At 66.2% G+C, this 25952-nt stretch carries 18 protein-coding genes; 6 read left to right on the forward strand and 12 right to left on the reverse strand.

Features of this window, described 5'->3' with window-relative positions; all coding sequences use genetic code 11:
- Nucleotides 1-2: 2 nt before the first annotated feature.
- From AAD027_RS02425 to AAD027_RS02435, 3 genes are read right to left on the reverse strand one after another with little or no spacing between them, the layout of a single operon-like run.
- Entirely contained in the window at nucleotides 3-596 is a 594-nt protein-coding gene (locus tag AAD027_RS02425) for a DUF1993 domain-containing protein (protein ID WP_341724412.1), read from the reverse strand.
- Complete coding sequence (locus tag AAD027_RS02430; RefSeq protein ID WP_341724413.1) at nucleotides 593-1216, reverse strand: NADPH-dependent F420 reductase; 624 nt, start codon at nucleotides 1214-1216, stop codon at nucleotides 593-595. Before AAD027_RS02430 ends, AAD027_RS02425 begins: the two co-directional genes overlap by 4 nt.
- Complete coding sequence (locus AAD027_RS02435) at nucleotides 1213-2436, reverse strand: MFS transporter (protein WP_341724414.1); 1224 nt, start codon at nucleotides 2434-2436, stop codon at nucleotides 1213-1215. Before AAD027_RS02435 ends, AAD027_RS02430 begins: the two co-directional genes overlap by 4 nt.
- Nucleotides 2437-2553: 117 nt before the next feature.
- Between AAD027_RS02435 and AAD027_RS02440 the strand changes: the two genes are divergently transcribed.
- Nucleotides 2554-3138, forward strand: a complete 585-nt coding sequence (locus tag AAD027_RS02440) for a TetR/AcrR family transcriptional regulator (protein ID WP_341724415.1) — start codon at nucleotides 2554-2556, stop codon at nucleotides 3136-3138.
- A gap of 84 nt (nucleotides 3139-3222) precedes the next feature.
- Here AAD027_RS02440 and AAD027_RS02445 read toward each other — a convergent pair whose 3' ends face one another.
- A complete protein-coding gene (locus tag AAD027_RS02445; RefSeq protein ID WP_341724416.1) occupies nucleotides 3223-4155 on the reverse strand; it encodes a LysR family transcriptional regulator in 933 nt (310 codons plus the stop codon).
- 104 nt (nucleotides 4156-4259) lie between these two features.
- On the opposite strand from AAD027_RS02445, the gene AAD027_RS02450 reads away from it, so the two are divergent.
- A complete protein-coding gene (locus AAD027_RS02450) occupies nucleotides 4260-5009 on the forward strand; it encodes an SDR family oxidoreductase (RefSeq protein ID WP_341724417.1) in 750 nt (249 codons plus the stop codon).
- Between the two features lie 65 nt (nucleotides 5010-5074).
- Nucleotides 5075-6004, forward strand: coding sequence for an alpha/beta fold hydrolase (locus tag AAD027_RS02455; RefSeq protein WP_341724418.1), 930 nt, complete (start codon nucleotides 5075-5077; stop codon nucleotides 6002-6004).
- 192 nt (nucleotides 6005-6196) lie between these two features.
- Here the strand turns inward: AAD027_RS02455 and AAD027_RS02460 are convergent, their stop codons facing one another.
- From AAD027_RS02460 to AAD027_RS02470, 3 genes are all read right to left on the reverse strand, one after another.
- Nucleotides 6197-6802: a TetR/AcrR family transcriptional regulator gene (locus AAD027_RS02460; protein WP_341724419.1), complete on the reverse strand. Its 606-nt coding sequence runs from the start codon at nucleotides 6800-6802 to the stop codon at nucleotides 6197-6199.
- The gene (locus AAD027_RS02465) at nucleotides 6802-7296 is read right to left on the reverse strand and encodes a hypothetical protein (protein WP_341724420.1); all 495 of its coding nucleotides are present in this window, start codon (nucleotides 7294-7296) and stop codon (nucleotides 6802-6804) included. The genes AAD027_RS02460 and AAD027_RS02465 overlap by 1 nt, the downstream gene beginning before the upstream one ends.
- Before the next feature lie 63 nt (nucleotides 7297-7359).
- Nucleotides 7360-8262 carry an oxidoreductase gene (locus AAD027_RS02470; protein WP_341724421.1) on the reverse strand — a complete coding sequence of 301 codons (903 nt, stop codon included), beginning with the start codon at nucleotides 8260-8262 and terminating at the stop codon, nucleotides 7360-7362.
- Between the two features lie 90 nt (nucleotides 8263-8352).
- On the opposite strand from AAD027_RS02470, the gene AAD027_RS02475 reads away from it, so the two are divergent.
- Nucleotides 8353-9315: an AraC family transcriptional regulator gene (locus tag AAD027_RS02475; RefSeq protein ID WP_341724422.1), complete on the forward strand. Its 963-nt coding sequence runs from the start codon at nucleotides 8353-8355 to the stop codon at nucleotides 9313-9315.
- A gap of 154 nt (nucleotides 9316-9469) precedes the next feature.
- On the opposite strand, the gene AAD027_RS02480 is transcribed toward AAD027_RS02475, so the two are convergent.
- Nucleotides 9470-12310, reverse strand: coding sequence for a TonB-dependent receptor (locus AAD027_RS02480; RefSeq protein ID WP_341724423.1), 2841 nt, complete (start codon nucleotides 12308-12310; stop codon nucleotides 9470-9472).
- 299 nt (nucleotides 12311-12609) lie between these two features.
- Nucleotides 12610-13407 carry a sulfite exporter TauE/SafE family protein gene (locus tag AAD027_RS02485; protein WP_341724424.1) on the reverse strand — a complete coding sequence of 266 codons (798 nt, stop codon included), beginning with the start codon at nucleotides 13405-13407 and terminating at the stop codon, nucleotides 12610-12612.
- A gap of 63 nt (nucleotides 13408-13470) precedes the next feature.
- Here AAD027_RS02485 and AAD027_RS02490 point away from each other — a divergent pair, with 63 nt between their 5' ends.
- Nucleotides 13471-15441 carry a transglycosylase SLT domain-containing protein gene (locus AAD027_RS02490; protein ID WP_341724425.1) on the forward strand — a complete coding sequence of 657 codons (1971 nt, stop codon included), beginning with the start codon at nucleotides 13471-13473 and terminating at the stop codon, nucleotides 15439-15441.
- Between the two features lie 250 nt (nucleotides 15442-15691).
- Complete coding sequence (locus tag AAD027_RS02495) at nucleotides 15692-16942, forward strand: multifunctional CCA addition/repair protein (protein WP_341724426.1); 1251 nt, start codon at nucleotides 15692-15694, stop codon at nucleotides 16940-16942.
- A gap of 257 nt (nucleotides 16943-17199) precedes the next feature.
- On the opposite strand, the gene AAD027_RS02500 is transcribed toward AAD027_RS02495, so the two are convergent.
- From AAD027_RS02500 to AAD027_RS02510, 3 genes are all read right to left on the reverse strand, one after another.
- Nucleotides 17200-22698: an AAA domain-containing protein gene (locus tag AAD027_RS02500; protein ID WP_341724427.1), complete on the reverse strand. Its 5499-nt coding sequence runs from the start codon at nucleotides 22696-22698 to the stop codon at nucleotides 17200-17202.
- Nucleotides 22695-23891: a M48 family metalloprotease gene (locus AAD027_RS02505; protein ID WP_341724428.1), complete on the reverse strand. Its 1197-nt coding sequence runs from the start codon at nucleotides 23889-23891 to the stop codon at nucleotides 22695-22697. Before AAD027_RS02505 ends, AAD027_RS02500 begins: the two co-directional genes overlap by 4 nt.
- A 538-nt stretch (nucleotides 23892-24429) precedes the next feature.
- Nucleotides 24430-25509 (reverse strand): PQQ-dependent sugar dehydrogenase, encoded by a 1080-nt coding sequence (locus AAD027_RS02510; RefSeq protein ID WP_341724733.1) that lies wholly within the window; start codon nucleotides 25507-25509, stop codon nucleotides 24430-24432.
- Between the last annotated feature and the right edge of the window lie 443 nt (nucleotides 25510-25952).

Below are 25952 nucleotides of genomic sequence, written 5' to 3' on the forward strand. Positions count from 1 at the left end.
CTTTAACGTTTGCGTGGCCGGACGACACCCACCGGAGCGTCCTTGGTGCTCCCTTCGCGCAGCAGTTGTTGCCTGCGATGGGCGACGTCGATGAGATAGTCCAGCTTCCCGACCTTCGCACCGAGGTGGCGCAAGATTGCGTAGGCGGTGGTCACGTGGAAGAAGAAGTTGGGAAGCGCGAACTCGACCAGGTATGAAGCCCCGTCGAAAGTCACCCAGCGACGCCTGAAATTGACCTTGATCGTCCGCGCTTCGCCGCCAACAAGATCGGCAGGCACTACCTGGCGCAGGATTTCCTCGGTTTTCCCGATACGTTCCCGCAGCTCGTGCAACGAACTTTCTGTGTCATCCAGGCTGGGCACACTGCGACCGGCAAGGCGCATGGCGCAGGCCTTGGCCGCATCACTGGCATGCTGGATCTGCCGACGGAACGGATCCATATCTTCAGCCAACCGCGCGTCAAGCAGCCGCGCCTCGGTGATCGCACCGGCGGCCACGCATTCCTCTGCCTTATCCAGTAAATGACGGAGGGTTCGCAAGCCTCCCAGCAACGCGCCAACAGAAGCGTCATGCAGGATCACAGAAGAATCGCTCATGCCGATGCCTCCTGTTCAAGCGGCGCGAACAGTTCAAGCAAGTGCAGCGGGGCCTCCAACTCCATGAGGCGTCCACCGGCGGCGAGGGTGCCGAGCGCGACCGGACGAAAACCAATCGCCTTGATCAGTCCACAGACTGTCTTGAGCGCCTCTTCATCGTCGCCCGCCGCGAACAGAACTCGCTGAACGCCTGCCGGCGGCGGCGAAAACATGACGCCGAAGTCGAGCGTGTTGAATGCCTTGACTACCCGCGCAGACGGTGCGAGACGCGCAATGATCTCGCTGCCCGAATCACCCTTTAGATCATCGGCCCGGTAGTTGGGCGGATAGCTGAGATACGTGTTCGTCGCGTCGAGTAGGATGCGGCCCTTCCAGTCATAAGCCGGATCCAACACTTCTTCGCGCTTGATCCAAGGCGCGGCCAGAACCACCAGTTCGCAGTCCAGAACCTCGGACATCGTCGCCGGCGTGATCTTCGCTTTGCCACCTTGGCGCGCCAGCTTCTCCCTGACGCTGTCTAGCCCGCCGCTGTTCGTCATGAGAATGTCGTGACCGGCGCGCTCGAACTCCGTGGCAAGCCGCATCCCGACGATATGGGCGCCGATGATCCCAATCTTCATATCTGTTTTCCCAGGGGTGAATCTGCATCGTGAGTCGTGGCCCACGACGGACGTGATAGGAGCGCCGTCGCAGCCCCCCCGAAGGTGACGACGGCGCTTGCAATGAAGGCGGCGGCAATGCCGGCGTGATCGACCAGCACACCACCGATGGCGGCACCGGCAGCGAGCGATATTTGGAAGGCACTGACCATCAGCGCCGATCCCGCTTCGTAGAGATCCGGAGATGAGGTGAACATCCAGATCTGGACGCAGACCGGTACTGCGCCGAACGCCAGCCCCCAGACCATCACCATGCCAATGGCGCCGACAGCAGTTCCAGTTGCCGCGATGGCAGCAAGAACAGAGACTCCCAACAACGCCGATACCACAACAAACGCGCGCCGGATGTTCTGCACCGCAAGCTGCTCTCCGAGAAACGAGCCGACGATGCCGGCCACCGCGTAGCCACCAAGCGCCAAGGCCACACCTGCCTGCTCAAGACGCAACGCGCCTCGCAGATAGGGTTCGAGGAACGTGTAGCCGATGAAGTGGCCGGCCGCGACGAGGCCGCTGGCGATCAAGCCGATCCGGGCCATCGGGATCCTGGCGAATGCGCGCAGCCCGCCGACGCCGATCGCCCTGGCCGGCGCCAGGCGCGGAAGAAAGCAGAGTTGTGCGATGACCACGAGCACACCCAGCACGGCCGTCGCGGCAAACGTCGCGCGCCAGCCGATCCACTCGCCCAGCACCGCGCCGACAGGCATTCCGGCAACAGTGCCAGCGGAGATGCCCGCGGAGATGATCGCGGTCGCCCTTGCTCCCGATCCAGACGACACGAGTCGTCGGCCAACGGCAACAGCAAACGTCCATACGCCGCCAACCGCGAGACCAAGGATCAGGCGTCCCAGCAGGAAGAAGTGAAAGCTCTCGGCCGTTGCCGATATCAAGCACGAAATCACGATGGCGGCGGTGAGGACGGTGACGATGAGCCTCCTGTCGGCTCGCCCGGCCAAGAGAACGAACGCAGGGGCCGCAAAGGCAGCGACGAATCCCGGCGCGGTGACCGCCAGTCCAGCCGCCCCTTCCGAAATCTGAAGATCGGTTGCCAAACGGGACAACAGGCCGATGGGCAAGAACTCGGCGGTGACGAGCAGGAAGGTGCCAGCAGCGATCGAACCGACCGCTATCCACTGATCCCGGGGTCGTTCGCTCGAATGTCTGTGGGGTTCATCGACCACCATGTGTTCCTCTGAACATGTACTATACCGATCGATACTATATCGAACGGTATCTTATTGTCGGTCGATGGTCAACTGTTTTATACTGATCGTTCTTAAAAAAAGACTTGTGGGGCGGCCATGGGGCGACACAGACAGTTCGATGAAGGCGAGGCACTTAGCGCCGCTCTGTCCGTCTTCTGGCAGAAGGGATACGAGGGGACCTCGCTAGAGGATCTGACGAAGGCAACAGGCGTGGCTCGTCCCGGGCTCTACGCGAGTTTCGGGAACAAGGAAACGATGTTCCTCAAGGCGCTCGACCTGTACGACACGAAGTATCTGGGGTTCATGACCGATGCGCTGGACGAACCGACGTCGGTGAAGGTCGTCGAAAGGATCCTGCGCGACTCTGCGCGCCTGCATACGCTGGATCCTGCGCATCCTGGCTGCCTGGGCCTCAATGGCGGCCTTGCCTGTTCCGAGGATGCTGAAACCATCCGGCGGGAGCTCGTTCGTCGAAGGACATCCACGCAAGCCGGGCTGCAACAGCGCCTTGAGAGAGCCAAGAAGGAAGGCGATCTTCCCGCTTCCTCGAATGCTGCCGTCTTGGCGTCCTACGTCATGGCTGTTTCGCAAGGCATGGCCGTGCAGGCTAAAGCCGGAGCATCCAGAAAGTCACTTGAAGCCTTGGCGAGGCAGGTCATCGATCTCTGGCCCGTGCGATAGGTCATCAAACTGCTACGGCGGTCGGCTCGATTCAAAGTCGGAAACTGATTTGTTAAGGGCGACCAATGTCTCGCTGATTTGGCTCTAACGTCGCGTATTGGCCGTGATGACGTCGATGCCTTTGACCAAGCGAGAAGCCAATCGCTTGTTCTGCAGTTGCGCCAACCACCATTCCAACGCACGGCCCTGGTGGCCTCCCCGCCAGGCGACGTAGAGCAGATTGGGTTCGCGCGGGTCCGCCATATTCTTCTCCACAAGGTCACCGCGCTTGAGCAACCCGGCCACGCGGTCGCGCGGCAACCATCCCACGCCCAGGCCTTCGCACTGCGCCTGGATCTTGGCGCGCATGCTCGGCACCGCCAACGAGGGCTGCCCACCCAGCACGCCGTAGCCGCGGACGTCCACTCTGCGCGACGTATCGGCCACCACGACGGCGCGATGCTGGAGGACGGCCGCGCGCTCCACCGGCTCGCGGACTTTGGCCAACGGGTGACGGGGCGACACCGCGAACACCCAGTCCATCACGCCGAGCTCGAACCAGCGCAATCCGGGAATCACCGGCGGTTCGTTGGTCGCGCCCACCACCAAGTCGGCGCGCCCATCGCGCAGCGCATCCCACGTACCGGTGAGGACTTCATGGGTAATGCGCAGCGTTACCCCGGACTTCAGGCCGTCGAACGCGCGGATGACCGGCACCAGTGTTTCGAATTCGAGGACCTCGTCGGTGACGATCCAGAGGCGGTCCTCCCAGCCACCGGCTACCTGCTTGACCCGTTGCGTCAGCCGGGACACGTCCAGCATCAGGCGGGCGGCTTCCTGCGCCAGCAAATGCCCGGCCGGCGTGAGCTGCAGGCGGTAACGGCGGCGGTCGAACAACAGGGCATCGAAACGCGCCTCAAGCTGCCGCGCCGCATGCGACACGGTGGAAGGGGCCTTCCCCAACTGGGCGGCGGCCCGGGACAGGCTTCCGCTTTCCCGGATGGCTTCCAACAAGGCCAATTCGTCCACTGACAACATGTTCGATACCTTCGAACGAGTCCATCACGATTGTGGCACGGAAAGCTGGCAATGCCGCACCAGTATGTGCTCACAGCATTGCGCTGGGACCGAAGGACTTCCTTATGAACCGCTTCACGAACAAGACCATCCTGATCACCGGCGGCAGCAGCGGCATCGGCCTGGCCGCTGCCAAGGCATTCACCGCAGAAGGCGCGCGCGTGGTCATTACAGGCCGCGACGCGGCAGCGCTCGAACAGGCCAAGGCTGCGTTGGCTTCCGACGCCGTCGCCGTAGCGAACGACGCCAGCGATACGGCGGCGGCAAAAGCGCTGGCAGAGACACTGACAGCCGCCAACCTGCGCCTCGATGGGATTTTCATCAATGCCGGTGTCGCAAAGTTCGCACCGTTTGCTGACGTTGACGAGGCGTTCTGGGACGAGATCTTCAACACCAACATCAAGGGCGCCTATTTCCAGATCCAGGCCCTGCTGCCGCTACTGAACCCCGGCGCATCGATCGTCATCAATGGCTCGATCAATGCACGCATCGGCATGCCCAACACCTCCGTGTATGCGGCCAGCAAGGCGGCGGTGATCTCGCTTGCCAGGACGCTGTCAGCCGAGTTGCTGCCGCGCGGCGCTCGCGTCAACGTGCTCAGTCCGGGGCCGGTTTCAACGCCGATCTACGGAAAGCTCGGTCTGGATGCCGCCACGCTTGAAGCCACTGCCGCGCAGATCCAGAACCAGATTCCGCTGGGTCGCTTCGGCACGCCCGAGGAGATCGCTGCCACCGTGCTGCATCTCTCGTCGCCCGAATCGGCCTATATCGTCGGCACCGAGATCATCGCCGACGGCGGCATGAGCCAACTCTAGACGCGCCCCGCGCCTTCCGGCCAACGAGTGTTCGTCGGCCAGCGACCCCATCCGAGGAGATTGTCATGAATACCCTGCAGCGTTCCTTCCAGCATGCGGCCACCGCCCTGCTGGCGACCCTGGCCCTGCAATCGCCCGTCCAAGCTACGGACGCGCCGATGATCCAGGACCATACCGCCACCGTTAACGGCGTCACCCTGCACTACCTGCAGGCTGGCCAGGGAAAAACGTCGCCGGTCGTCCTGCTCCATGGCTACACCCAAACCAGTCACATGTGGCGACCGCTGATGCCCGAACTGGCCGATCGCCACGTGGTCATTGCGCCGGACCTGCGCGGTGCAGGCAAATCTTCCAAGCCTGAGGATGGTTACGACAAGAAGACTCTTGCCCAAGACATACACGCGCTGGTGAAATCGCTCGGCTATCGCAAGGTCAAGATCGTCGGCCACGACATTGGACTGATGGTCGCTTACGCCTATGCGGCACAGTACCCGGACGAAGTGGAGAGTATCGTGCTGATGGATGCCTTCCTGCCGGGGGTCGGCGACTGGACAAAGGTCTGGCTGCTGCGCGACCTGTGGCATTTCCACTTCTACGGTGACACCCCCTTGAAGTTGGTCGATGGCCGCGAGCGCACTTACTTCGAACACTTCTGGAACGACTTCGCAGTTGACCGTACCCGCTCCATACCGGAAGTCGACCGTCAGTTCTACGCAGCCGAGTACGCCAAGCCCGGCGGCATGCGGGCAGGATTCGAGTACTTCCGAAATTTTGAGCAGGATGCCAAGGACTTCGCCGGCTTTTCCCAGACCAAGCTGCAGATGCCAATGCTGGTGCTGTCGGGCGAAATGGCGAGTGGCCAGTTCCTGATCGACCAGGGCCGGCTCGTAGACACGAGCGTCGAAGGCGTCATCATCAAGGGCTCCGGCCACTGGTTGATGGAAGAAGCACCGGAGCAAACGATCCCCGCACTGGTTGCCTTCCTCGACAGGTAACTCCTGGGACGGCAGCGCGACTGTCCGCTGCCGTTGCCGCGGACAACGCCCAAGGCAAATGACTCCAGATAGATCCATCAGCATGAACATACTGCGATGGCGCGCCCCGTTATCCCTCTTGCGGCGGAAGCGAGCGTTGCACCGATTGGTGATCGGTAGCGGACAGCGGGCACGCTTGGCTCGTCTACGCCGCTATGCCACTCTCAGGCGATCGGTAGACAGCTTCGCAATTTCCCAGAAGAGCAACGCATTCCCGGTTGCCCGGGCAGAAAGCATTGCGCCGTGTATCGACGCCATGAACATGGAGGCTTCGGCCGCCGGGGTGTCGGTCAATTGCATTTTTCCCTGTGAGGCTCCTTCCTCCAGGGTCAAGGTAAGCCAGGCCTGGAGGTCCTTGAAATGCGCTTTGACCTCGTCTGCGACTTCGACTGGAACAGCCGGCAGTTCCGCCGCCAGGAGTGCGCAAATGCAGATGGGAGGATTCGATTCCTGGATGCATTCCGCCCAGAAACGGCAGTAGGCAACCAGCCGCGCCAAGGGATCGGGGGTCGATTGATCAAGCGACTGCAGGCCACGCCGGGTTGCTTCCCGATGGAGAGCGACCGTTGCCTTCACCAAATCCGCCTTGGCGGGGAAGTGATGGTGGATGCTGGCCTTTCTTACATCGACCAACTCGGCAATGTCTGCGTAGCTGAAGCTGTTGTATCCGCCCGATGCCAGCAGCTCACTCGTTCGTTGAATGATCTCCTGCGCTTTCGGCGAGTACTGCGACTGCGGCTCCGATCTCGATGAAGACATCAACCGTCCACCTTGCCTGGAAGGGCCTGTTGCTTGTATAGCGCACGCATCTGCAAAGGGATACCCACTATCAGCGCCAGAAACAGTGCGCCCTGCGCCCCGAGCAGCAGCGGGTCCTTCAGATCGGTCACGAGCGGATGGCCGACAGGAAGCCTCCGCAGACTTTCGCTCACGGTGGGGACCATCAGCAGGAATACGCTGATGCTCAGTGAAATCGTCTGGACGTACTTCCAGAATCGCTTCGCCGTTCGCCACCTTGCTATTCCGTATCCCAGGAGGAGCATCACCAGCGTGATGGTGGCAATGATGGAACTTATGGGCTGATGCGCGATCGGGTACACCGTCAGCACACCCAGCAACATGAACCAGAAGTAGGCACGCCCTGCCTGGGTCCCGGGAACAACGCGTCCATGCTTGACCAGCATGTAGGCAGCAAGGGGAATGGCCGGGAGGCTTCCCAGCGTGTGGAGCCAGCCAAGGGGAGAAATGCCCATGGAGTCGTTCCTGTCAGAGAGGGTGACGCTAGCCTACCTACTGGTAGGTAGTTAGTCAATGGATCATCCAGCGCTGTGATAGCGCGTCCCGCTGTCTTGAGCAGACAACGCCACATCGACAACCAGGGCCTCTCCGCCATCGGTTGAACGGGTAAGGGATTCCCACCGCCCCAGTTCTTCCTGAAGGCTGGCTGCCCTCTCGCGGACCAAGGTCAATGCGTCGCTCCCCAACAGCAGGTGGGCGGGGGGTGCGTCACTTTCGATGATCTGGAGCATGGCCCTTGCCGCCTTGTCCGGATCCCCCGGTTGCTTTCCGCTGACCTCTTGCCGCCGCTGGCGAATGGGATCGAACAGGGCGTCGTAGTCGCTGATGGAACGCGGTGTGCGCAGCATGGAGCGGCCTGCCCAGTCGGTACGGAAGGAGCCCGGCGCCACAGCGGTCACATGAATGCCCAGCCCGCGCACTTCCTTGCCCACCGCTTCGCTGATGCCCTCCAGCGCGAACTTGCTGCCGCAGTAATAGGCGATGCCCGGCATCGTGATGAACCCTCCCATCGAGGTGATGTTGAGGATCCGGCCGGAGCGGCGGGCACGCATGCCGGGCAGCACCGCCTTCATCATCGCCACCGCGCCGAACACGTTGACGTCGAACTGCCGCCGCATCTCCGTCAGTGGCGACTCCTCCATCACGCCTTCGTGGCCGTAGCCGGCGTTGTTCACCAACACGTCGATCGACCCGAGCGTGGCCTCGATCTCGCCCACCACCGCAGCGATCGCCTCGAAGTCGGTGACATCGAGGATGCGCGCATGTGCCCGTGCTGGGGCCAGCGCCTGGAACGCTTCCGCAGCGTCGGCATTGCGCAGCGTGCCGACGACCCGGTGCCCTGCCGCCAGCGCCTCCCGCGCCAGCGCCCGGCCGAAGCCGCTGCTGACGCCGGTGATGAGGATCAGTTTCGAGTGGTCCATAACACGCTCCGGGAGACTGGTTGGGGTGCACAATACGCAGGCCGCTTATCCCCGGTAAGGCGCATAGAACTCACAAAGTTGCCTATTCCTATGAGTCCATCGACTGCCCCCGTTCGTCTGCAGGCCGCCGATCCCGCGCCGCTGGCGCCGCTTGTCCTCGCACTGGCGCCGGACGAGGGTTACAACCTGACCGCCCTCTCCAGCGTCCGGCTGCTGCGGTCGAACCGTCCGTTGGCCCGCACTCCGGTGCTCTACGATCCCGGCATCGTGATCGTCTGCCAGGGGTGCAAACGGGGCTATTTCGGCAAGCGCACCTACGTTTACGATGCGCATCAGTACCTGGCGGTCTCGGTGCCCGTGCCTTTCACCATGGAAACCGACGCCTCCGCCGAAGCGCCGCTTCTGGCGCTGTACCTGCACCTGGACTTCCCGCTGGCCGCCGAGCTCATGCTGGAGATCGACCGCCACGGCGGCAGGGAGAACGAGGCAGAACCGCAAAGCATGATGTCCAGTCCACTGGACGATGCCATACATCTATCCGTGCAGCGCCTGCTGCAGGGGCTTGCGGATCCCATGGAAGCCGCAATCCTTGGACCCCAGCTTCTGCGCGAGCTGTACTACCGCATCCTCACGGGCCCGCAGGGCCCCACCCTGCGCTCGGCCTTGGCCATGCGGGGCCGGTTCGGGAAGATCGGCAAGGCGCTTCAACGCATTCACGCGTCGTACGCACAGGCGCTGGACGTGGCCCGGCTGGCGGAAGAGGCCGGCATGAGCACGCCTTCGTTCCATAGCCACTTCAAGGCCGTGACCTGCACCTCGCCCATGCAGTACCTCAAGTCGACGCGGTTGCATCAGGCGCGCCTGCTCATGGTTCGGGAAGGAATGACGGCGGCGGCCGCCTGCCATGCGGTGGGATTCGAAAGCGCTTCGCAGTTCAGTCGCGAATTCAAGCGCCTCTTCGGGCTGACGCCCGCCAGGGAAGCGCGGCGCATGCGCGAGAGCTTCGCGCTACCGCATGGACAGCCCGACGCCGCATACGTTTCTTCTCACTGATTGATCCGCCAATACCTCACCTGCATCCGGGGTCCGCTTGGGTCGAAAACCGACACCACACTCCCCGACAGATCCAGCATCCGACACCGCCCCAAGCATGCGAAAAGAAGAAGCCGGCCAATGCCGGCTTCTTCCCCGCCGCCGCTCACTGCAATCAGAACCGCAGGTTCGCCCGCACGTAGAAGAAACGACCGCCGGGGATGTCGTAGGTCGAGGCTTCGTAGCCGTTGAGCGAGCAGGACGTGCACACCGGCGGATCCTCGTCGAACAGGTTGTTGACGCCGGCAGTGAGCTGCAGGCCTTTCAGCCAGTCGAAGTCGTAGCCCAGTTGCACGTCGTGATAGGTCGTGGCGGCCAAGGTGTTGCTGGTCGGCGTGTCGCAGAATTCCGCCGGATCGGCGGCCAGGCAGGCCTCTTCCATCTCCGACAGGTAGCGGATGCTCCAGGCCGCGTTCCAGTTGCCCCGCTTCCAGTCCAGCGTGGCGTTGGAAGTCCACTCCGGGATCGCGGTGTCGTTGACCACGATCCCCGGCCCCTGCGGCTGCAACTGGCCGCCGGCGCCGCGCGCTTCGTAGCGGGTGACGAAGGTGTTCTGCCAGCCCAGCTTGAACCGGCCGAGGGAGGTTTCCGGCAGGGTCCAGAACACGTCCACGTCCCAGCCGTCGGTCTTGATCGAACCCAGGTTGATCAGGAAGTTGGCGAAGGTGTCGATCTCGCCCGATGCCAGGCGCGTGATGCCTTCGCAGTACTGCGGGTCCTGAGTGGTGGCGCACAGGTCCAGCTGGGTCTGCGCGTCGATGGCCTGGATGGCGCCTTCGACATCGTGCCGGTAGTACGTGACCTCGATGTCCAGCCTGTCCGACCAGCTCACCCCTTCGGCGAACGACGGGCTGAAGACCATGCCTGCGGTGAAGCTGCGCGCGGTCTCCGGCTGCAGCTCCGGATTGCCGCCGGTCAGCACCGGGATCTGCGGATCGTTCTGGCGCGCGCCCACCGGCACGCCCGGGCAGGCGATGGGCGCCGTGGAACCGGCGGGCGCGCCGGCCGGCACCAGGCAGGGATCGACCAGCAACGCATCGAAGCGGCTCTGCGAGCCGTACAGCTCGCCGATTGACGGCGCGCGGAAGCCTTCGGCGTACGTGGCGCGCAGCAACAGGTCCTCGGCCACCTGCCAGCGCAGGCCGTACTTCGGCGTGAACTCGCCGCCGAAGGTGGAGTAGTCCGAATAGCGGCCGGCCAGGCTCAGGTCGATCTTCCCGGCACCGTCCTTCTGCGCGTACAGCGGCACGTTCAACTCGACATAGGCCTCGTTGACGTCGTACTCGCCGGAGGTGGGCAGCGACGGCACGCCGTTGTACTCGCCCGCCACGGTCTGCGGATCGGGGTTGTAGCTGCCTTCGTACTTGCGGTACTCGTAGCCGGCCGCGAACTCCACGTCGCCCGCCCAGGTCGGGAACAGGCCGCCGCTGATATTGGCCGTGACCTGGGTGAGTTTCTGTTCGCTGCGGTCGCGGAACAGCGGGCTGATGTAGGCCAGCATGTCGGGCGTGATGGTATCGAAGCCGAAGATGTCCAGCGGCGTGCAGCCCGGCGTGGCGGCGCAGACCGCCGGGTCGCCCAGGGCGATGGCGATGTTGCGCGCGTTGTAGCTGCCGTGGTTGGTCTGGTCGGCCTCGTTCTTGCCCCATGCGGCGTTGACGTCCCAGAAGAACTGGCGCTCGCCGCCGAACGAGCCCTCCAGCCCCGCGGCCACGTACCGGGTATCGACTTTCTGCTCGAAGATGCGCGGCCCGCCCTCGTTGGGACGGCGCCGGAAGGTGATGAGATTGCCGCCGGGGCCGCCATCCAGCGCGAAACCGAACGGATTGAACGGATGGTCGGCGGGAATCAGCAGGTTGGCGGTGTAGTCGGTGCCGGCACCGGGGCCCAGGTCGATGGGTTCCGCCGCCGCCTGGTTGGTCGATTCGCGGCGATTGTACAGCGCCTTGACGTAGAAGTTGAGTTGTTCGTTGAACGAGAACCGGTACTGGCCGAACACGCCGGTGCGTTCGGAAGGCGTGACCAGCAGGTTGAACGGCGCGTAGTTGTACGCCTCGGTGGAGAAATCCACGCAATGGAAACCGTCCGTGCGCGGCACGCCCGAGTCGCAGTCCGGCAGGTTCGGCGTGTAGGTGGGATTGTTGAGCCCGGCATTGGTCGTCAGGTCGTACACGACGCCGTTCGGATCGCGGAACGAGAAGAAGCCGCCCGGTATGCGCGAGCTGCCGCCCTGGATCGGAATCGACGAGATCCGGCGGTCGGCCGAACTCACTTCGTCCTGGTTGGTGTAGCTCAGGCTGAGGAACAGGTTGCTGCGGTCGGTATTGAACCCCCATGCGAAGTCGGCGCCGGTGATTTCGCCGTCGCCCTTGTCGTACTGGCCATAGTTCAGCGTGACCTGCCCGCCCTCGAAGTTGCGGCGCGTGATGATGTTGACCACGCCCGCGATCGCGTCGGAGCCGTACAACGACGACGCGCCGTCCTCCAATACCTCGATGCGGTCCACCAGCGCCAGTGGGATCGTGTTGAGGTCCACCGCCGCGCCGACGCCCGACGCGGAGGATTCGTTGACCCAGCGCATGCCATCCACCAGCACCAGCACCCGCTTCGGCCCGAGGTGGCGCAGGTCCACCTGCGCCGAGCCGGCGCCCACGCCGTCGCCATTGGGCGAGAAGCCGAAGTTGCCGGAGGAATTGAACTTGGTGTTGAGCGCCGAGCCGGACCCGGTCAGCTCCTGCACGATCTCGCCGATCGAAGTCAGGCCGGTGCGCTCGATGTCCTCGCGGGAGATCGTCTGCACCGGCACGCGGCCTTCCATTTCGGCGCGCTTGATGCGGCTGCCGGTGACCGTGATGGTATCCAGCGTGGTGGCCTCCTGCGCCACCGCCAGCGTGGGTAATGCACAAAGCACTGCGATCTTTATGGCCGTGGCCAGTGTGTGGCGGCGCGCTTTCATCTTCTCTCTCCGAAAGACGGTGGATGGGCCGCGCCTTTCTCACCCGGCGCGACCTCGCTTTCGTTGTAAAGAATCCGTAAAGGGCCGACAACGGACGCAGGTCACCGTTTCGGCGAAAGTAACGATGATTATCGGCAAGTAAATACGAATACCCGGAGTTTCTACACGCCGCCGTCATCATCCTTAATAAGTAAATGCATTTAGATAATCGATGCGCCAAGCGAGCCGCGCGCGTCATCCGTCATCGAAGTGAAGTGCGGTGCGGCCCGCTCCGCGCGACGCCAACCGACCGACCATCGTCACCCGCTCATCAGGATGCCGATGCCCATCACCACCATGAAGACCGCGAACACCCGCTTCAACGTGGTACCGCCGATGTAGTGCGCCAGTCTCGTGCCGTAGGGCGCCGCCAGCACCGAGGCGATCGCCACGCCGATCGCCGCCGGCAGGTAGATGTAGCCCACCGCGTGCGCGGGCAGCGCGCCGGCGGGTGCATGCAGGGCATAACCCAATGCGCTCGCCAACCCGATCGCGACGCCAGCGGCGCTCGACGTGCCCACCGCGCGCACCGGCTGCACGCCACGCCACACCAGCAACGGCACGGTCATGCTGCCGCCGCCGATGCCGACCACTGCCGAGAGCGCACCGATGCCCGTGCCCGCCACGCTCATCCACGGGCCGCGCGGGGCGGGCACGCCGCGGCCCTCCGGATGCGCATTGCCGCCGAATGCCATCTGCGCTCCGGCGATGAAGCAATAACCGGCCACGATCCAGCGCAGCACCTGGTCGTCGAGGTATACCGCCAGGCCGCTGCCCAGCCAGCCGCCCAGCAGCAGGCCCGGCACCATCCACTTCACCGTGGGCCACAGCACGCTGCCGCGGCGATGATGCGCATAGGCCGACGACGTGGCCGTCAACACGATGCTGGCCAGCGAACTGGCCAATGCCGCGTGCATCGCGGCTTCCTTGGGAATGCCGTGCAGCGGCAGTATCCAGGCCAGCGCCGCCACCAGTACCAGGCCGCCGCCGATGCCCAACAATCCCGCCAGGATGCCGGCGACGATGCCGAGCAACGGGAACACCCATACGCCATCCAAATGCAATCTCCTTGCGCGTCTTCGTCTACAGAGTCGTTCAGCCGGCTTCGGTATAGTCCCGGCATGATCCGCTCTTCCTTCGCCATCGTACTCGTTGTACTCGTCGCCACGGCAGGCCTGTTGCTCCCGGACTTTGCGAAGGCCCAGTCGCTCGAAGCGCAACGCCCGCAGATCCGCGCCGCGCTGGAGGCCGCCGAAGCCGGTCGCTTCGATGCGGCACAATCCGCCGGCCTGTCGGGCCACCCGCTCCATGGTTGGGTGGAATTCGCCACCCTGCGCCGCGATCCCGATGCGATTTCCAACACCCGGGCGCAGGCCTTCCTCAAGCGTTACGAAGGCCAGGCCGTGGCGGAGAGTTTCCGTGCGCTGTGGCTGGCCGCGCTGGCGCGGCGGCAGGACTGGCCGGCCCTGCTGTCGGCATGGAAGGGCAGCAACAACACCGCCCTGCAATGCGCCGAACTCAACGCGCGCCAGGCCACCGGCCGCCTGGACGCGCAATGGACCGCGCAGGCGCAGGAGATCTGGCGCCAAGGCGCCAAGTCGCTGCCCGATGGATGCGATCCGGTGTTCGCCATCCTGGCCAGCCGCGGAGGGCTGACGCCGGCATTGCGCTGGGAACGCATCGAGGCGGCGGCGGCCGAACGCCAGTCCGCGGTGATGCGCAGCGCCGCACGCGGACTGCCCGCCGACGAAGCGGCGCTGGCCAACGACTACGCGGCCTTCATCGACGCCGTCCATCCCCGCGCGCTGAACTGGCCGAAGACCGAGCGCAGCCGCCGCATGGCCGCCCATGGACTGATGCGCCTGGCGGCCAAGGACCCGGACGGCGCCGAGCGCCAGTTGCCCCGGTACGCCGACGCGCTGGGCATGGGCGAAGCCGAACGCGGCCAGGTGCTGTACCAGATCGCATTGTGGACGGTGGCCTCGTACGGTCCGGACTCCGCGCGCCGCTTGAACGCGGTGCCGGAATCGGCCTACGACGAGCGCCTGCACGAGTGGCGCGTGCGCGAGGCGATGTCGCGCGGCGACTGGAACGCGGCGCTGGCCGCGCTGCGCAAGATGCCGGCCGCGCAGCGCGAGGACTCGCGCTGGCGGTACTTCGAGGCACGGCTGGCGGAAAAGACCGGTGATGCCGCGGGCGCGCAGCGCCTGTTCCGCGAAGCGGCCAGCAGCGCGACCTTCCACGGCTTCCTCGCCGCCGACAAGCTCGACCAGCCGTATGCGCTGTGCGCGTGGATTCCCAACGACGGCGTGGCCGCCAAGCAGGCGGTCGCGCGCGACCCGGCCATCGTCCGCGCGATGGAACTGTGGCAACTGGATCGCCCCGGCTGGGCCACCAGCGAATGGAACGAAGCGCTGTCCCGCTTCGACGACACTCAGCGCCGCATCGCGGTGGAAGTGGCGCGCGACAACGGCTGGTTCGACCGCGCGGTGTTCTCGCTGGGCAAGCTGCCCGACGAGCAGCGCCTGTACGAACTGCGCTTCCCGCTGCACCACGGCGACAGCATCCGCCGCGAAGCCACGCGCCATGGCCTCGACCCGGCCTGGGTCGCCGCCGAGATCCGCGCCGAAAGCGTCTTCAACCCGAAGGCGCGCTCCAGCGCCAACGCGATGGGCCTGATGCAGGTACTGCCCACCACCGGCGCGGCGGTCGCCAAGCGGCTGGGCCTGCCCTGGGGCGGCGCGGCCAGCCTGTACGACTCGGACACCAACATCGCGCTGGGCACCGCCTACCTGCGCGAGATGGAAGACAAGTACGGCGTGCCTTACGTGGCCATCGCCGCCTACAACGCCGGACCGGCGCCGACCGCGCGCTGGCAGTCGCAGCGACCCGGCCACGATCCCGACTTCTGGATCGAGACCATCAGCTACAAGGAAACGCGCGAGTACGTCGCCCGCGTGCTGGCCTTCAGCGTGATCTACGACTGGCGCCTCAACGGCGACGCCCTGCCGGTCACCGACCGCATGCTGGGCCGCACCCAGGCCAGGCGCAAGGACTTCGCCTGCCCCACCGCGCAGATGCCCAAGAGTTGACGCGCGAGCCCTCTTCTGTGGGAGCGACGTCAGTCGCGACAGGAGACGCAAAGAGCCATTCGCCACGGATCGCGCGGATCAACGCAGATAGGCTTTTGGACACGCTTCATCCGCGTTGATTCGCGCGATCCGTGGCCTGCGTTTGCTTTGTTGTTCCTGTCGCGACTGACGTCGCTCCCACAGGGAAGAAGGGAACGGTGAGGAGACGGGGGAGGAAGCAAGCGGCGCGGCGATCCGGCATCATGTGCGGATGAAGACCTATCTCGTGGGCGGCGCGGTACGCGACCGGTTGCTGGGCCTGCCGCCCGGCGACCGCGACTGGGTGGTGGTCGGCGCCACGCAGGCGGAAATGGAAGCGCAGGGCTTCCGTGCGGTGGGCCGCGACTTCCCGGTGTTCCTGCACCCCAGGACTGGCGAGGAACACGCGCTGGCGCGTACCGAACGCAAGAGCGGGCGCGGCTATCGCGGCTTCGTCGTCGATGCCGATCCGTCGGTGACGCTGGAAGAGGACCTGCAGCGCCGCGACTTCACCATCAACGCCATCGCGCAGGAAGTGCGGGACGATGGAAGCCCGGGCGCCCTGGTCGACCCGTATGGCGGCGTGGCCGACATCGAGGCGCGCGTGCTGCGCCATGTCGGCCCGGCCTTCGTCGAGGACCCGTTGCGCGTGCTGCGCGCGGCGCGCTTCATGGCACGGTTCGCGCCGCTGGGCTTCACCGTGGCGCCGGAGACGCTCGCGCTGATGCAGCGGATCGGCGACAGCGGCGAGCTGGACGCGTTGGTGCCCGAGCGGGTCTGGCAAGAACTGCGCAAAGCGCTCGCGTCGCCACGACCATCGGCCTTCCTTTCCACGCTGCGCGCCTGCGGCGCGCTGGCGGTGGTGCTGCCCGAAGTCGATGCGCTGTACGGCGTGCCGCAGCGCGCGGAATACCACCCCGAGGTGGACACCGGCGCGCACCAGGAAATGGTCAGCGACATGGCCGCCCGGCTGGCGCCCGGCGACAGCGTCATCGGCTTCGCCGCGCTGGCGCACGACCTGGGCAAGGCGTTGACGCCCGCCGACGTGCTGCCCAGGCACATCGGCCACGAACATGCCGGCGTCAAGCCGGTACTGGCGCTGTGCGAACGGCTGAAGGTCCCGGCCGAACACCGCGACCTGGCGGTGATGGCCTGCCGCGAACACCTCAACGTGCATCGCCTGTTCGAACTGCGCGACGCCACCGTGCTGGAACTGCTGGTCCGTTGCGATGCCTTCCGCAAACCGGAACGCATCGCGCAGCTGGCCCTGGTGTGCGAGGCCGACAAGCGCGGACGCCTGGGCAGCGCCGACGCCGACTATCCGCAGGGACCGGAGCTGGTGCGCCTGCACCACGCCGCGCTGGCGGTCAGCGCACGCGACGTGGCCGGACCGGATATAGCCGGACCGACGATCGGCGAAGCGTTGAAAAAAGCGCGCATCGCGGCGATCGGCAAGGCGAGGGGTCCGGCTTCCCGCACGTGAACGCCGGCGGTCGGAAGCAGCCCGCGACGAGGGCGACTTACTGTCCAGGATGGACAAGAGCCCTGGACGTGCAAGACCAATGGCCCGGGATCCGGAGCCAACCCGAGGAACTGGACGTTGGCTGGGCGCCCCGGCCTCTCGTTTCGGCGCGTGCGGCGGCGCGGTGTGAACTCCATGGTGCAGCCGGCCGCATCGTGGAATACCGGATGCGGTGCCCTTGACTTACCTTGCCGCTCAACCGGAAACCGGTGCGCGCATCATTCCTCCGAATAGCCCTTGCGCAGCTTTTCCGCCACCAGCTTCTCCATTTCCCGTTCGGCCCGGTCCGCGGTGTCGAACACCTTGATGTTGGACTGGCCGCTGCTGCCGATGCGTCCGAAGGTCACGGTCAATTCGGCGCCGGCCAGCGCCACCCGCCAGAATTTCCGCGACGTGCCCTGTTCGAAACGGAACCGGCGCACCACGATGGTCCGGTCCGGGGCACTGCCGGCGGCTTCCGCCGGACCCGCCGCGGGGCCAGATGCGATGGGATGCCGAGGCGCCGTATCGACCCGCGCCGCTTCCCATTCCGCATCCGGCTCATCGCCATCGGGTTCGTCGCCGCCGTTCAACGCGGCCTCGATCCGCGCCAGCACGGCCTCGGCATCGCGGACCCAGTCCTGGCCCGGCACGTCGACCACGCGCCAGCCGAAGCTGCGCAGGATGCCCGGACGGAATACGTAGCGCTCGCCTGTGTCGGCCACCGGCGCGTCCGGCGCATCCAGTAGCACCGCCAGCGCGTAAGCGTCTCCCGCCGGATCGACGATGGCCAAGTCGCAGCGGAACTGCGAGCGCCCGACATGCTCGTGTACTTCGTGCCCGCGTTGCCGCAGGGCGTCGGCCAGGGCCTGGCGAATTGCATCGGACGATGCTTCTCGCGTGAACACGTTGCGCGCGCCCGGATTCAGCGTCCCCAGCACGTGCTGCGTGCGCTCGAAATCGCCGTGCGCGCTAGCCTGGGCGAACTGCAGGAACGCGCGCAGCGCGGCGGCGCCGTCGTTGTGCATGTTGGTGATCGCCTCGGCCTGGATGGTCGAGACCACCGCCATCCGATGGCGGGCGCGGCTGAAGATCACGTTCAGGCGCTTCTCGCCGCCGCGCTGGTTGATCGGACCGAAGTTCATCAGCATGCGGCCATCCGGTCCGGGCGCGTAGCAAATGCTGAGGATGATCACATCGCGCTCGTCGCCTTGGACGTTCTCCAGGTTCTTGACGAACAGGCCGTTGAACTGGTCGTCGTCCTCGCGCACGAACTCGCGCTCCAGGCGCAGGGCGAAGTCCGCATCCTCGCCCGCCAGCGCCGCCAGCGCCGTTTCGATCTCGTCCTGCTGCGCCTCGGAGAAGGCGACGATCCCGATGCTCAGTCCGGTCTCGCGGCGCAACAGCTCGCGGACCATCTGCGCGATGTAGCGCGCTTCAGCGGCATTGCGCCGGCCTGCGTACACGCCGTCGGCGAGGTGGTGGAAGCTGACCGCGCGCCGCAGCAGCGCGCCCGCCCCGGCGACGCCGGCGTCGGCCTGATCCGAGCGCAGCGCGGCGGCATCCGCATCGCTCCGTTCCCGCCTGCGGTCGGGAATGGTCACCAGCCGCCCGTCGTAGAACGCCGCGTTGGAGAAGCTGATCAGCGATTCGTGGCGGCTGCGGTAGTGCCAGGCCAGCAGGGTGGCCGGCAGATTGCGCGCCGCCTGGTTGAGCAGGCTGTCGGAATCCAGGTTGATGGCGATCCGCTCGCCCTCTTCTTCCACGACGATCTCGTCCTCGCCGTCGGCTCCGGCCGAGAAGAAGCTGGTCGGCGGCAGTTGCATCTCGTCGCCCACCACCACGACCTGGCGCGCGCGGCTGAGCGCCGGAACCGCCTCCTCGGTGGGAATCTGGCTGGCCTCGTCAAAGATCACCACGTCGAACAGCTCGGGCGACAGCGGCAGCGTGTCCGACACCGACAACGGGCTCATCAGCCAGATCGGCTTGAGGTCGTTGATCACCAGGCCGGTTTCGTCGCCGGCGAGGTCGCGGATCGAACGATAGCGCATGCTCTTTCCGAACTCGTGCTCCAGTTCGCGACGACCGGTCGAATAGAGCTTCTTGAATTCCTTGCCGACGGCGTCGAGCTGCGTCGCCGACAACGAGGATTGCCGCACATGCTCGGTGAACAACCGGTGCAGGGTCGCAGCCACCACGCACGCATTGATCTCCAGCAGGCGCTGCTGGCCTTCGGCGATGGCCCGGGTCGAACGCGCCAATGCGACGCCGTCGAAGCGGGCCAGTTCCGGCGCTTCGCGTTCCAGGCGCTTCAGCGCCTCGCCGGCCACCAGCGCCTCCATCGGCTCCGGCGCATAGGGCAGTTCGCGCAGCGCAGCGGCATAGGCGGGATCGGCGGCGTGCACGGCGCGCAGCAGCGGCAGCAGGTCGGGCAAGTCGTCCAGGCCTTCGCGCAGATCGCGCAGCAGTTCGGCGATATCGCCGAGCGTGGCGGTGCCGGAAAAGCTCAGATCGTCGCGGATGCGTCGGGCCAGTTTTTCCAGCGGCTCGCCCGCGGCGGCCTCTCCTTGCGCCGCGGCGATCGCATCGGCGGATCGGCCCAGGTGGTCCAGCAATGCGCGAGTGGCGCCTGGCGCCGCCGTTCGCTGCCGCAGCTCGGACAGCGCACGCAGGAAACCCTGCATATCCGGCACCCCATAGCGCTTGCGGCCAGCCAGATCGGATTCGGCGACGGCCGCGGCAGCGGCATGCTCCTCGGCCAATGCCAGCAGCACCTTCGAATATCCCGGGTGTACCGCATGGCGGCCGAAGTCATAGCGCCGCTTCAACTCGCCGCGCAGGCGCCACCACTGCGGCTGCAGCCAGCGTAGCGCCGAACCTTCCAGCCGCCGCATCAGCTCCAGCGCCGACTGCGTGTCATCGGCGCTCAGCTTGTCGCGCCAGTGGCTGGTCGCCGAGACGGCCTGGGCCAGCGTGTCCAGGCGCTGGTCCATATCGTCGCGCATCCGCCGCAACTCGACCGCCGCCGGCGAAGCGTCGTCCAGCAGGTCCAGATGCCCGGCGAGGCTCTGGTCGAGCAGCCACCGCGCTTCAGCGGCGATCGCCAGCGCGTCGTCCAGCAGCAGATCGTGATCGAGCAGACGCGTGGCGTCGTCGAGTACCGGGTCAAGCCGGTCGAGCCACGCCCCGCACTCGTCCAACAGCCGTTCGGCACGGGCGTAGGCGTGCTCGTCGCCCACCAGCTGCGGCGACAGCCGGGCGAAGGGATGCGTCGCCAGGCTGTGCAGGCCGAAACGTTCGCGCAGGCCGCGGTGCACGCGCTGGGTGAGATCGCGGTGCCGATCCCAGGCGGACAACGTGGGCAGGCGCTCGCGCGCGGCCGGCCCCAGTTCCGGCGGCGGCGGCAGCGCCGCCAGCCGGCGCACCAGCAGGCGCACGCTGGTGCCCAGCGCCTCGGACACGTTCGACATCGCCTGCTCGAAACGCTCGATCCGTTGCCGCTGCCCGTCCAGTGCGGCAAGCACATGGTCGCGCCGCACCGAGAGCTCGTCGCTGCCGTGCGGCTGCGCGATCCAGCGTTCGTAGCAGCCGCGCAGGTCGGCGATGAAGGCCTTCTTGTCGGTCTGCGAGTCGTGGATCAGGCAGCACAGTTCGCCCAGGCCGCTCTGCTTGAGGCGATGGAACACCACATCGAGCGCCGCGCGCTTTTCGCAGACGAACAGCACGCGCTTGCCGCGGCCGGCGTAGTCGGCGATCAGGTTGGTGATGGTCTGCGACTTTCCGGTGCCCGGCGGGCCCTGGATGATGAAGCTTCGCTGGCTGCGCGCCAGCCCGACGGCCGCATTCTGGGTGGCGTCGGACGCGATCACGTTCCACTGTTCCGGCAAGGGCACCGGCACCGGCGGCGCCGTCTCCACTTCGCGCGGCTCGATCGAGAAAACGCGGTCGAAAGCGGGGTTGGCGGCCGGCTGCTCCAGCAGCTGCGCATAGTCGCGGACCAGCGACATTTTCTTGTAGTTGAAGTTGGCCAAGCTGACGTGGGTCAGGTCTAAATCCCAGGCGTAGCGGTGGCCTTCGGACTCCTGCAGTTCGTAGCCGATCCTTTCGTCCGCTTCCGCCACCGGGTCCGCCATCATGCGCGCGTGGCGCGGCCCGGCCACCGGCGCCGCGCCGGCCTCGAATCGCTGCGGCAACAAGCTGGGGCGAACCCAGCGCTCGAACAGCGCCCTGCCCAGCGGGCGGTAGTCGCCGCGCTCGTAGCTGTAGTCGGGCGGCGCCGAAGCACCGTCGCGCGCCATGTGCGACGGTGCACGACGGCGCTGGAACTGCTGCATGCGCTGTAGCGCCTTCTGCCGCACCAGCTTGATCTGCGCCTTCTCGACCAGGCGCAGTTCCACCGACGGCTCCGTGCGCCTGATCTGCGCCAGCAGATCGGCATGGATCTCGGCGATGGACGTCTTCTGCAGGTCCACCGTCTCCGGCAGCCGGATGTCGTAGAGCTGGCGCAGATAATGGCGCAGCACCGGATTGAATTCGGCCTCGCCGTCCTCGCACTGGATCACGTACTGGTCGCGCACGCCCTTGCGCCGCACCAGTTCCGCCGGCAGCCACAGCAGCGGCGTGGTGATGCGCTCGTCGGGCGACTCCTTCAGGTTGTGCCAACGCAGGAAGGCGGCCACCAGCCGCAGGTGGCTGAAGCCGTACTCGGCGCGGTCGCGGCGCGTTTCCTGGATGAGCCGGTCGAGCGCGACCGGCAGGTAGGGCTGATCGTCGAAGCGCAGGCAGCGCCGCAGGTCGACCGCGCGGCCAGCCACCAGATCGGCGGCGAACGGTCCGCCCCACGTGCAGATGTGCTCGGGGCGGATGCTCTCCAGTTGCAGTATCAGCGGCACGCTGGACACGGTGAGGTTGACGCTGCTTGCCGTCGGCCGGAAGTACAGCAATCGATTGCGCCGCGACAGGTCGAACAGCCGGTCGCGCAGGTGCGACAGCACCGCCGCGCGGCGCGGCGCCACGCCGATGGCCCCGGCCAGGGCTCGCTCCACGTCCAGCGCTTCCGGCTGTTCGCGCCAGGTGCGGAGGCGCGTGGCCAGGCCGGCCAGATCGGTGGCGCGATCGTGGCGGTTGACCGCGGTCATCTCGACGATCACGGCCGCGACGATGGGGTTCAGCCGCTCGGTGAGCTGGAACAGATTGCGGCGGTGCGCGGCGAACTGCTGCACGTCGTCCGCATCGTCGAAATCCAGGCCGCACGCCAACGCCGCCAGCACCAGTCCCAGGCGGAAGATGTCGGTGATCTCGTCGTGGTGGCCGATCTGGATTTCCCAGCTGCCGAAGCCGGGCAGATAGACCGGCCGCTCGATCGGCGCGCTGGCGTCGGTCTGCACTTCCAGATCGCTGAGGCGCTCGATGCCGTCAGCCTGGTGCGCGCGTCGCAGCTCGCCGACGATGTTCAGCGTCGATGCCGGATGCGGCTGCACCCGATGCACCGCATCGATGTCCATGGCCGGCGCCTGTCCGGCAGGCTGCCTGAGGCGCAAGGCGCCTGACTCGCCCAGCATGATGGCGCCCGGGTCCAGTGCCGCCACGCGGCCTTCGGCATGCAGTGCCGCCACCTGCTCGAACAAGGGCAGCACCAGCACCAGTACGTCGTCGGTGGCCAGCGCCGCGCCGGCCTGGACATCGATCAGCAAACGTAGCGTGCCCGGCTGTGCCGGAAGTTCGTTGGACCCGCTCATGCTTCCACCGTCATCGTGCCCATGCGCTTCTTGAGCCTGTCGAGTTCGCGCCTGCCGAAGCGGGCGTCGCGCTTGAGATTGACCTGCAGCGCCTCGAAGCTGCCCAGGTCGCGAGCGATGTTCGCCGCACGCAGCAGCCCCGCCTCCTGCACATCGGGATCGACCAGGGCCAGATCTAGCATCAGGGCGTTGAGGTAGCCGCGCACGCTGTCGTCGGCCTGCTGCTTGCCGAACGCGGCCGGCGGCACGGCGGCCTCTCCGGGCGACCAGTCCGGAAACAGCTCACGCACCTGGTTCAACACCGCTTCGCTGTGCAGGGACACATCGGCCAGGTAATGCGCCAGGAAGCCGCGGGTCATCGCCTGCAACCGCACCTGGCCCGGCAGGTCCAGGCCGTTCAACGCCAACGGCCCGTGCAGCTTGGCTTCGAGCCAGTCCTCCAGGTCGTCCGCTCGCTGCCACCACAGTTCCAACGCCCGCGCACGGACGAAAGTCTCGGGATGGCTGACGCCACCGCTGGCGAGCGTCTCGCGAGCATCGATTTCGGCCGCCTGGCGCAGGTACGCGGCCGGATCAGGATTGGCGATGCCGGTACGCGCCTTCACCAGCGTGGACACGGCGGGCGCCAGAGTGCCAGCGGCGATGGCGCTGCCGCGGTCGGCGAACAGTTCGGTGTGTAGGGAATAGCGGCGACAGGTTTCGCGGTGGCTGTCGGCGGCCTGCGGCGAGGCCAAGGTGTCGTTCAGGATGCGGTCGGCGATGTAGAAGTCGCCGCCGTCCCGGGACCACAGCAGGTGGTGGGCCAGCTCATGGCCGAACAGGGCCAGGCGTTCCTCGCCGGACAGGCGCTCCAGCATCGGGCCGAGCAGAACGATGTGGATTTCGCCGGGAACGTAGATCAGCGAAGCGTTCATCTCCTGGCCGCCGGACTGGTACAGAGTGACCGGCGCATCCATGCCCAGGCGCTGCATCGCCACTCCCAGGGAGGCGTGGACTTCGGGATGGGCTTCGACGTCCAGGCGGTAGGTGTCGCGCAGGAGATGGGCTCGGACTTCCTCGATGTGCTCGGCCCTGGCTTGCTGGATGCTGGCCCAGGCCCAGACCTCGGGCTCATGGTGCTTGAGGTAGGCGACCACTTGCCCGTGGTAAGGAAGCGGCAGCAGGCTGCGATTGTCTGGCGGCGTCGAGTCCATTTGTCACCCGGGGCTTGTCGATCACCACCAAGTGTACGTGACCCGAATTGTGAGTGAGGCCCCGGTCCTGACCGCAAGGAAGGGGGCGCCGACTGGAGTCGATGTCCGCATTGGATGCATGCAAAGGGCGGTTCCCGACTTATTGCGTCGCTTCACCATTTCACACGAAGTCACCGCTCGAGAGCGTCCCGATCGACCGTCTGCACTTGTCCCGGACCGGGACATACGGCTCAATCTCCCGTTCGATCATTCAACCCGACAATTCGGACATCTCCCGCGGGCAGCCGCCGCTTTCAGCGTCACGCCTCTATGCGGGGAGAAGTCGCTTTCCCGGCTACCTCTTTGCGCAGCAACCGGCAAGACACATCGTTGGCCGGGTTGTTGTCGGTGCCATGCCGGCGGCGGCCGCGCTACAGACCCCCTCGACCAATGGGGACGCCGGCGCGTCGCCGTGTCCGGCGACAGTCATCTCATGGACCAGGGTAGATGCTTGCGAAGACCGAACCGCAGATCGCGCCACCTGCGCTGTGCCGGCATCTCAACTGCGGTTGGGCGTCAGCTTCAGCAGGCGACCACCACTGCCGTCCTCCAGCAGCCACAGCGCGCCGTCCGGTCCCTGCTCCACTTCGCGGATGCGGCGCCCCATCGGGTAGCGGCGCTCCTCGCTGGCCTGGGTGCCGTCGAACCGGATCTGGACCAACGCCTGCGAAGCCAGCCCGCCGATGAATCCCCTTCCGCGGAACCAGGGGAACAGGTCGCCGGAATAGATCACGAAACCCGCCGGGGCGATCACCGGCGTCCACCAGGCTTCCGGCGCGTTGAATTCCGGGCGCGTGGCGTGGTCGGGGATCGGCCTGCCGTCGTAGTGGTTGCCGTTGGAGACAATGGGCCAGCCGTAGTTGCTGCCGCGCTCGATCAGGTTCAGTTCGTCGCCGCCGGCCGGGCCCATCTCGTGCGTCCACAGCCGTCCGTTCGCGTCGAAGGCGATGCCCAGCAGGTTGCGGTGACCCAGCGACCAGACCTGCGCCGCGATGCCGCCCTGCGCGGCGAACGGATTGTCCGGCGGCACCGAACCGTCGTCGTTCAACCGGATCATCTTGCCCAGCGCCGACTGCAGGTCCTGCGCCGGCGTCTGCTGGTCGCGCTCGCTGGACGTGATCCACAGCTTGCCATCGGCGCCGAACGCCATGCGGTGGCCGTAATGGTTGGAACCGGACACCTTCGGCAACTGGCGCCAGATCACCTGCAGGTTGGACAGGCTGCCGCCGTTGCCGGCGGCATCCAGCACCAGTTGCGCGCGCGCCACCGCCGCGCCGCGCGTGCCGCCGCTGCCGGCTTCGGCATAGCTCAGGTAGACCAGCCGGTTGTCGTTGAAACGGGGGTGCAGCACCACGTCGCCGAATCCGCCCTGGCCGCCGTACGCCACCGCCGGCACGCCGACCACTTCGCCGACCTGGCCGTTGGCGACGTTCGCCAACCGCAGCTTCCCGGCTTTCTCGGTGACCAGCAGGCGGCCATCGGGCAGGAAGGTCATCGCCCAGGGTTCGTTGAACGTGGCGACCGGCGTGCTGGTGAAGGGCGGATCGGGCACCACGCGCGCGGGCAGGGGGCCGCTCATCACGCGCGGGCCTTCCGCCGCGGCGACGGCGAGGGGCGTTGCCGCCGCCATCGGACCGGGCTCAGCGGGCTTACCGCCTCGCGCGACCACGAAGGAAGGCGGCGCCTCGGCTTCGCGGGCTTCGCCACCGACGACGATCTTCGCGCCTTCCTCGTCGAGGGTGGCGCTTTCGCAGGCGGCAAGCAGGAGGCAACAGGCGGCAGGCAGCAGTGCTTTCATGGCGACGGCCCCGGGAAATCGGCTGTCGCCGTTGTACACCCGTGGGGTGAAGAAAAGCGTGACGAGGTTTCCTGCGCGCGATGGCGGCGCCTCAGAACCTGTTCACGATCTCGAAAAAGGAGTTCGTCATTCCGGCGGCTTTCAACAGCCGAATGGCTGGTCAAGCCGGAACCTAGTGTCTTTGCTCTTCGGAATGCTCGCGTCGACTCTATGAAAGTCGCTGG

It is taken from the genome of Pseudoxanthomonas putridarboris, assembly GCF_038321125.1.
Classification (GTDB): Bacteria; Pseudomonadota; Gammaproteobacteria; order Xanthomonadales; family Xanthomonadaceae; genus Pseudoxanthomonas_A; species Pseudoxanthomonas_A putridarboris.